Origin of the sequence: Winogradskyella sp. Asnod2-B02-A, assembly GCF_045063645.1 — a bacterium.
In the GTDB taxonomy this organism is placed as follows: domain Bacteria; phylum Bacteroidota; class Bacteroidia; order Flavobacteriales; family Flavobacteriaceae; genus Winogradskyella.
Window position 1 is genome coordinate 2,495,835 of record NZ_JBEFOG010000027.1, and the last position, 6,666, is coordinate 2,502,500.

Consider the following 6,666-nt stretch of genomic DNA (forward strand, 5'->3'; position numbering starts at 1 on the left):
TTCGGATTATTAATTTAAATTACTGCATTCAATTTTGAGCTTAAATGCACAACAACGAGTTTGTGTATGATTATGGGCGTGTTTTAGCAACTAATTTAGTGAATAAAAACCTAATAGAAAATCTGTGAGGATTTTTGTGAATAGTCTAGAACAAGGTAATATATTTTATACACCGTAGTGCTTCGTTTATTTCATTTTTGATGTAAATATATTCTTAATTGTATCTAATTCCTTTTTGTATTTTAAATCTGTTCTTGATGCAAAATATAAGGTATTTTCTGTTTTTACTTTTCCCTCCCAGACTAAATTTATTTCGTTTCTTAAAATTTGTTCTTGGCATAAAAAATCTGGAACTAATGCAAGTCCGTTTCCATTGTTTAAACACCTTATTATAGAAGTGATATTTGGTAAAATATAGTTGGGTTTAAAAGCGGGTTTCTTATTGAAATTCTCAAACCAAAAGCGTCTAAAATGTTCCATTTCGTTTGATGAACTATACCAAACATTTTGAAGTAGTTCCTCTTCTAACTTATTTATATTTTTTGAATTAATGTGTTTTTGTATTTTAGTTACATTGGTTTTATTTCCTGCTATTAAAACGATTCTTTCTTTTGAAAAAGGAATATACTCAACTAATGATTTTTTTTCATTCTGTTTTTTAGGTGTTATTACTAAATCTAAAATTCCATTGTTTAGGTCTTTTATTAAATCTGTATGTGCTCCAAATCGAGCTACTAGGTCAAAGTCCAGTTTTGGAATTTCGGGTTCAATAATAAGTTGAAACATTTCAGAACACATTCCTACATTTAAAGATGGATTTTTTTCTTGCGTTGTTTTTTTAAAATGCTGTTCTGCTATTTCAAGTTTTTTTAAAGATTCAATAATATATTCATATAAAAATTTCCCATCTTCTGTTGGAATCATTTTTCTCGAAGTACGTTCAAATAGTTTTTTGCCAACATAAGCTTCTAAAGCATTTAAGTGTACACTAACTCCAGGTTGAGAAGCATATAAAGCAATAGAAGCTTTGGTTAAAGTTCCGTTTTCATATATTTCTTTAAATGTTCTGTACCATTCTAAATTTACCATAGCTATTAAAATATTAATACAAAGGTATGATTTGTATTATTTTTACAATAATAAATGTTGCTTTAGTTTTGCCTCATAAAAAATAAGAGACAAATGAAAAACATATTTATAATTAATGGAAGTCACCCATTTGCACATTCTGGTGGAAGATTTAACGAAACACTTTTCAATAAAACTATTTCATATTTTGATACGCGTGAGGAATTTGAAGTGAAATTTACTCAAGTAGGTGAAAATTATAATGTAAAAGATGAAGTTGAAAAATTTAAATGGGCTGATATAGTGATTTATCATACTCCAATTTGGTGGTTTCAAATACCGTTTGGATTCAAAAAATATATAGATGAAGTTTTTACTGAAGGTCATCAAAATGGAATTTATGCAAGTGATGGCAGAAGTAGAAAAAATCCAAATATCAATTACGGGACTGGTGGTTTAATGCACGGAAAAAAATATATACTAACTACAAGTTGGAATGCACCTAAAACCGCTTTTACTTTTGAAAATGAATTTTTTAATCAAAAAAGTGTAGATGAAGGTGCTATGTTTGGGTTTCACAAAATGAATGCTTTTACAGGAATGGAATTATTAGCAACACATCATTTTCACGATATGGAAAAAAATGCAGACGTTCCTTTTGAGTTGAATAATTACAGTGTTTTTTTAAATGATGTAATGATTAATTTGTAATTTATCAGCTTTTATTTTCCGTTAAACCACTTACTTAAAAAACTTAAAAAACTTTGATAAAACACTTAAAAACAATGAATTACACGCGGTTTTAGTGGTTCGGGCTTTTTTCCACTTATTTATTTTTATTACTAATGTTCAGTCGGAATAAAATCAAATTTGAATTTGTCTCATCAATTCTATCCGTACTCTTAAATTTCAATTCGTTAAGTAGATTGGTTGAACTTTGGTTGTCCTTATGTGTATAAGCATCAATTGTTTTTAGTCCAAGTGTTTGAAATGAATATTCAATTATTTTTTTTGCTGCTTCTCTCATAATTCCTTTTCCTTGATATTTCGTTAAAAGTTCATATCCAATTTCGCATTTTTTTAGGTCTTCTGAAATATCAAAAAGACAAATTGTCCCTACAAGCTTTTCGTTTCCTTTTTGTGCAATTGCCCAATAAGAAAGGCTATTGTTTTTTATCTTCTCAATAAATTTCAATGCGTCTTCCAATGTTTTACTTGGCTGTCTGCCAAGATATTTGTTTATTAAAGTGTCAGAACGAAGAACAAATATTTCCTGAACATCGCTTTCTGATAATTGTCGAAGAGTCAACCTTTCAGTTGTCAATATAGGGAAGGTTTTCAAATTTCTATTTTCTGTTATGTCATTTAATAATTTTTCTGGATTTCGTTGTTTTGCCTGACCGCTAACGGTTACGTATAAGAATAGTGCCTAGTTTGTGTACGAGGATTTTCTGCAGGAAAATTAGAAGTAACAAAAAAGCACTGTTCATTCTTTAAGCACGAATCTACGCATTATTTTATGCGATGTTGTGCTTAGTTTTTTTCTTTTTTATTAATTCAATTATTTTTCCGATTGCGAAAACAAATAAAGCAATAATTCCAGAAAAAATTAATCCAGTTATAAATGAAAAATTTCTTCTAGTATCACTTATCAGATATTTCATTGCTTCTTGCTGTTCAGGCGTGATTTCATTTCCGCTAAAAAATCCGTCTTGATTTAGATCAAACTTATTCGAATTCCATTGAGCATAAATATCATCATAAGTTGCTCCTCCAACAATAAATAAGTAAAATAGAAAGAAAACAGTCAAACTTATCCAAAACCATTTCAGTTTTCCGATTCCAAATATTCGCTTTCTTTTCAAGAATAATATTCCTAAAATCAGAATTGAAATTATTGATGGCATTATTAAATGATATGGTAAAGTTATTTCGTTCATTAAATTTCTGGCGGTTTGCTCAAATTACACTCAGCGGTTTTGTATATGGTTAGTTGCGTGGTTGAGCAACTAAGTTAGCAAACTTTTACGAACCCGTGAATATTCCGCAGGAATTTTCGCAAGTAGGCAAGAACAAAGCAATTAATTATGCATGGTTTTACCTATAGTTATTTATTTCTAAATTTTACTAATTCAGGTTTTATTATTATTAATTCACTTTTTCTTGGAAATTTTCCGTGTTCAAAAGTCAGTTCGACACTATTCTCTTTCTTTTCGAGCATTTTTATGTCAACTTCATAAAAGTCCGAAATCACGAACGTTTTATTTTCATAACCCAATTCAGTCGGTTGGATTAAAATATGAATATCTGTTTTAGAATTTTCGGTTTCCAGAGGCAAACTTTGTCCATTATAAAATGTCATTACTCGCACAAAAAAGTCATTTCCATATTCCGATTTGACTTGGTCAAAATCACGAAGGACTGATTCAAATTCCGATTCAGACGTTTGAGTGATTTCAGATGTATGTTTATAAACGAAAAAATTGTCTGATATATCTAAAGTGTCTTTAAAATCCTTTTTATCAATTAATTTCCGTTCTCCGCTTTTTAATTTTTCCGAAACATTTATTTTAGAGTCAGAAGTTTCCACGAAGCGATAATAATCCGAAGTTTGTTTGTTTTCAGTCGGCTTATTAACTTTTTCTAAATTCTCAATTTGACTTTGCAATTCCGAAATCCGATTTTCTTTTTCGGTTAGTTTTTTTGTTAATTTTTCCAATTCCGATGAAGTTTGTTTTGAATCGCAACTTGCAATTAAAATCAATGTTAAAATCAGTAACGGAATGTTTTTCATAATTGTAGGTAACGTTTTTATGCATGATTAGTTGCGTGGTTAAGCAACTAATTTAGTAAACTTTAATGAACCCGTGAAAATTCCGCAGGAATTTTCGCAAGTAAGGAAGAACAAAGCAATTAATTATACACGGTGTTGTAGCTAGTTATTTTTCAACTTCTAGCGTCAGTGAGGTTTCCCTTAATTTAAAAAATACCGTATCATTCTTTTTTTCTACAATTATAACCATGAGATTATCATGCTCGTTCCAACTTTCAATAGTTATTGATGAGTCATCTGAAGAATAATTCCAATATACTTTTTTTAATTTTTCTCCAATTCCGATAAAATCAATATTAAGAGTGAAATTCTCATTAGATTCAAATTCGAATGTTGAATTCATAAACGCTTTTTTTGCCATATCAAGCATTTCTTTTTCTTCTTTCTTAATCTCTCTGGTACTTTCAACATTTACAACGTTCCACAGTCCGATAAGCTCAGTTTTTTCAACTGATTGACTGAATGCAAAAGAAGTGAATAATAAGAGTGCAATTAATAAGTATTTTGTCATTTTATGTTTTTTTTTAATTAGCTACAACGGTTTTGTGTATAGTTAGTTACGTGGTTAAGCAACTAATTTAGTAAACTTTTACGAACCCGTAAAAATTCCGCAGGAATATTCGCAAGTAGGGAAGAACTTAGTAATTAATTATACACGGTGTTAGCAACAGTTTTTATTATTCAGATTACAGTATGTCGTTTAAATCTTGTCTTCCGACAATTGCCATTATTTCAACAACGTCATTATTTATTTTATAGTAAATATTATCTATTCCGCAAACACATCTTCTGTAGTCTTTTTTTATATAATCAACTGACTCGAATGAAAAAGGCCTTTGGGAAATAATTTCAAAATATTTAAAGAATGATTCAAAATATTTATCCGCTTGAGTCATTCCAAATTTTTTAACTCCATAGTGATGGATTCGGATTAAGTCATTTTTAGCTTCGTTACTTAATCGATATTTAGCCATTCAGTAAAGTTTTTGATTGAGCTAAAATTTCATTTTTTGATTCGTTCGTAAATCCGCTATTTTCAGCTTTTTCCAACTTAGTTCGAACCCAATCAATTTCGATTTGTTGTTTTCTAGCTTGTCTAATTAAATCGTTAACTAATTCGCTTTTACTTGAATATTCTTTACTATTAACTTGTGCTTTCAGCCATTCGTCGTTAGGTTCTGTAAATGATATACTTTGTCTTGACATAATTCAATTGTTTGGTGTAAATGTACATCAAATCCGAATCATTACCAAGTTGTTGCCAACGGTTTTGTGCATGATTAGTTGCGTGGTTAAGCAACTAATTTAGTAAACTTTAACGAACCCGTGAAAATTCCGCAGGAATTTTCGCAAGTAAGGAAGAACAAAGCAATTAATTATACACGGTGTTGGCAATAGTTATTTTATTCCAGATAATTTTGTCAGTTTCCTTTTTTCTTTACGTTTTACTCTTCTTAGCTTTTTAGTCTGACTGCAAGTACTTGTAGATAGATAGGGTTTGACTTTTCTTTTCGTGCTCCAATCATTTAATCTTCTATCTTTAATGTAAGAATATACTAATTGTTTGGAATTCAATTGAAAATAATTTCCGCAGTCAGAAATTCCGCCTGTAGTATAAATGGAAACGAATTCCGAATCAGTTTCTCCTTTATATAATTTGATTATTTTAAACTTAAATTCAACTCTGTTATATCTCCGAATTTTGAATGGGTTCAATTTGTTGTCTGTTGGAATTGAGTCAATCACTTTTTGTTCAATAACCTCGACGACTTTACCAGTAAATACTAAATCGGCTCCTTTATAATTTTCCGTTACACTTTTTTTGTAACAACTACACGCACATATTTCAGACATCGAAAATATCAGAAGTATTGTGGTTAGAACTATTGATTTTTTCATAATTATTGCCAACGGTCTCGGCTATGAGTAGTTGCGTGGGTTAGCGATTAACTTTGCAAGTACACACCAAGTTGGAAATTCCGCAGGAATTTCCAAAGTAGGCGAGGACAAGCAATTACTTATAGCCATTGTTGTAAAACGTTTTTATTTATTCATTTGTTTTTCAAACTCACTCAATATATAATCAGCATCATTTTCGGATAGTTCATTAGTCTTAAAAAAAAGATTAAAATAAAAAGGAAAAAGGACTTGTGGGTTTAGAAAAGGGTTTTATATTTGCACCCCGAAACAAAGACACTAGTTTAAGTTTCGCACGTTCATTTCCAGACAGATTTAGCTTTAAGAAAATAATAAAATATTTTTTCAAATTAAGTTTGTGAGAGTGAAAAAAGGGTTTTATATTTGCACCCGCTTAGCGAAATAGTGTTAAGTAAAAGTAAAGAAAAAGTTCATTAACATATTGAATTGACAGCGTAAGATAATAATTGGAAACGATTAAAATCAAACAAGAGAATAAATCATTTAGAGTACTAGAATAATTCCTATTAGTTGTTAAAGAAATAGTCGTAAGACTTAAAATTTAACGATGAAGAGTTTGATCCTGGCTCAGGATGAACGCTAGCGGCAGGCCTAACACATGCAAGTCGAACGGTAACAGAGAAGAGCTTGCTCTTTTGCTGACGAGTGGCGCACGGGTGCGTAACGCGTATACAATCTACCTTTTACAGGAGGATAGCCTTTAGAAATGAAGATTAATATTCCATAGTAAGTTGACTTGGCATCAAGATAACTTTAAAGTTTTGGCGGTAAAAGATGAGTATGCGTTCTATTAGCTAGATGGTGTGGTAACGGCACACCATGGCAAC

9 protein-coding genes and 1 rRNA gene (1 of these 10 cut by a window edge) are annotated in these 6,666 nt (G+C 30.3%); 2 read left to right on the forward strand and 8 right to left on the reverse strand.

Features of this window, described 5'->3' with window-relative positions:
* Nucleotides 1-186: 186 nt before the first annotated feature.
* Complete coding sequence (locus ACJJVO_RS18680; protein WP_405576901.1) at nt 187-1,089, reverse strand: LysR family transcriptional regulator; 903 nt, start codon at nt 1,087-1,089, stop codon at nt 187-189.
* Between the two features lie 93 nt (nt 1,090-1,182).
* Between ACJJVO_RS18680 and ACJJVO_RS18685 the strand changes: the two genes are divergently transcribed.
* Nucleotides 1,183-1,779, forward strand: coding sequence for an NAD(P)H-dependent oxidoreductase (locus ACJJVO_RS18685; RefSeq protein ID WP_405576903.1), 597 nt, complete (start codon nt 1,183-1,185; stop codon nt 1,777-1,779).
* 115 nt (nt 1,780-1,894) lie between these two features.
* Here the strand turns inward: ACJJVO_RS18685 and ACJJVO_RS18690 are convergent, their stop codons facing one another.
* The 7 genes from ACJJVO_RS18690 to ACJJVO_RS18720 all read right to left on the reverse strand — a co-directional run bounded on the left by ACJJVO_RS18690 (nt 1,895) and on the right by ACJJVO_RS18720 (nt 5,755).
* Nucleotides 1,895-2,410, reverse strand: a complete 516-nt coding sequence (locus tag ACJJVO_RS18690) for a GNAT family N-acetyltransferase (RefSeq protein ID WP_405576905.1) — start codon at nt 2,408-2,410, stop codon at nt 1,895-1,897.
* Nucleotides 2,411-2,585: 175 nt separating this feature from the next.
* On the reverse strand, nt 2,586-3,008 hold the full coding sequence (locus tag ACJJVO_RS18695) for a hypothetical protein (protein ID WP_405576907.1): 423 nt from the start codon (nt 3,006-3,008) through the stop codon (nt 2,586-2,588).
* A gap of 167 nt (nt 3,009-3,175) precedes the next feature.
* Nucleotides 3,176-3,787, reverse strand: a complete 612-nt coding sequence (locus tag ACJJVO_RS18700) for a hypothetical protein (RefSeq protein WP_405576909.1) — start codon at nt 3,785-3,787, stop codon at nt 3,176-3,178.
* Between the two features lie 220 nt (nt 3,788-4,007).
* On the reverse strand, nt 4,008-4,412 hold the full coding sequence (locus tag ACJJVO_RS18705) for a hypothetical protein (protein ID WP_405576911.1): 405 nt from the start codon (nt 4,410-4,412) through the stop codon (nt 4,008-4,010).
* Nucleotides 4,413-4,587: 175 nt separating this feature from the next.
* The gene (locus tag ACJJVO_RS18710; protein WP_405576913.1) at nt 4,588-4,875 is read right to left on the reverse strand and encodes a type II toxin-antitoxin system RelE/ParE family toxin; all 288 of its coding nucleotides are present in this window, start codon (nt 4,873-4,875) and stop codon (nt 4,588-4,590) included.
* Nucleotides 4,868-5,107 (reverse strand): type II toxin-antitoxin system ParD family antitoxin, encoded by a 240-nt coding sequence (locus ACJJVO_RS18715; RefSeq protein ID WP_405576914.1) that lies wholly within the window; start codon nt 5,105-5,107, stop codon nt 4,868-4,870. The genes ACJJVO_RS18710 and ACJJVO_RS18715 overlap by 8 nt, the downstream gene beginning before the upstream one ends.
* A 192-nt stretch (nt 5,108-5,299) precedes the next feature.
* Nucleotides 5,300-5,755, reverse strand: a complete 456-nt coding sequence (locus tag ACJJVO_RS18720) for a hypothetical protein (protein WP_405576916.1) — start codon at nt 5,753-5,755, stop codon at nt 5,300-5,302.
* A 628-nt stretch (nt 5,756-6,383) separates the two neighbouring features.
* Here ACJJVO_RS18720 and ACJJVO_RS18725 point away from each other — a divergent pair.
* A 16S ribosomal RNA gene (locus ACJJVO_RS18725) occupies nt 6,384-6,666 on the forward strand (it continues 1,243 nt past the right edge of the window).

Bases quoted from the DNA above. Each gene is read 5' to 3' on its own strand.
- ACJJVO_RS18680 (WP_405576901.1), bottom strand. From the start codon at position 1,089: ATGGTAAATTTAGAATGGTACAGAACATTTAAAGAAATATATGAAAAC.
- ACJJVO_RS18685 (WP_405576903.1), top strand. From the start codon at position 1,183: ATGAAAAACATATTTATAATTAATGGAAGTCACCCATTTGCACATTCT.
- ACJJVO_RS18695 (WP_405576907.1), bottom strand. From the start codon at position 3,008: ATGAACGAAATAACTTTACCATATCATTTAATAATGCCATCAATAATT.
- ACJJVO_RS18705 (WP_405576911.1), bottom strand. From the start codon at position 4,412: ATGACAAAATACTTATTAATTGCACTCTTATTATTCACTTCTTTTGCA.
- ACJJVO_RS18710 (WP_405576913.1), bottom strand. From the start codon at position 4,875: ATGGCTAAATATCGATTAAGTAACGAAGCTAAAAATGACTTAATCCGA.
- ACJJVO_RS18715 (WP_405576914.1), bottom strand. From the start codon at position 5,107: ATGTCAAGACAAAGTATATCATTTACAGAACCTAACGACGAATGGCTG.
- ACJJVO_RS18720 (WP_405576916.1), bottom strand. From the start codon at position 5,755: ATGTCTGAAATATGTGCGTGTAGTTGTTACAAAAAAAGTGTAACGGAA.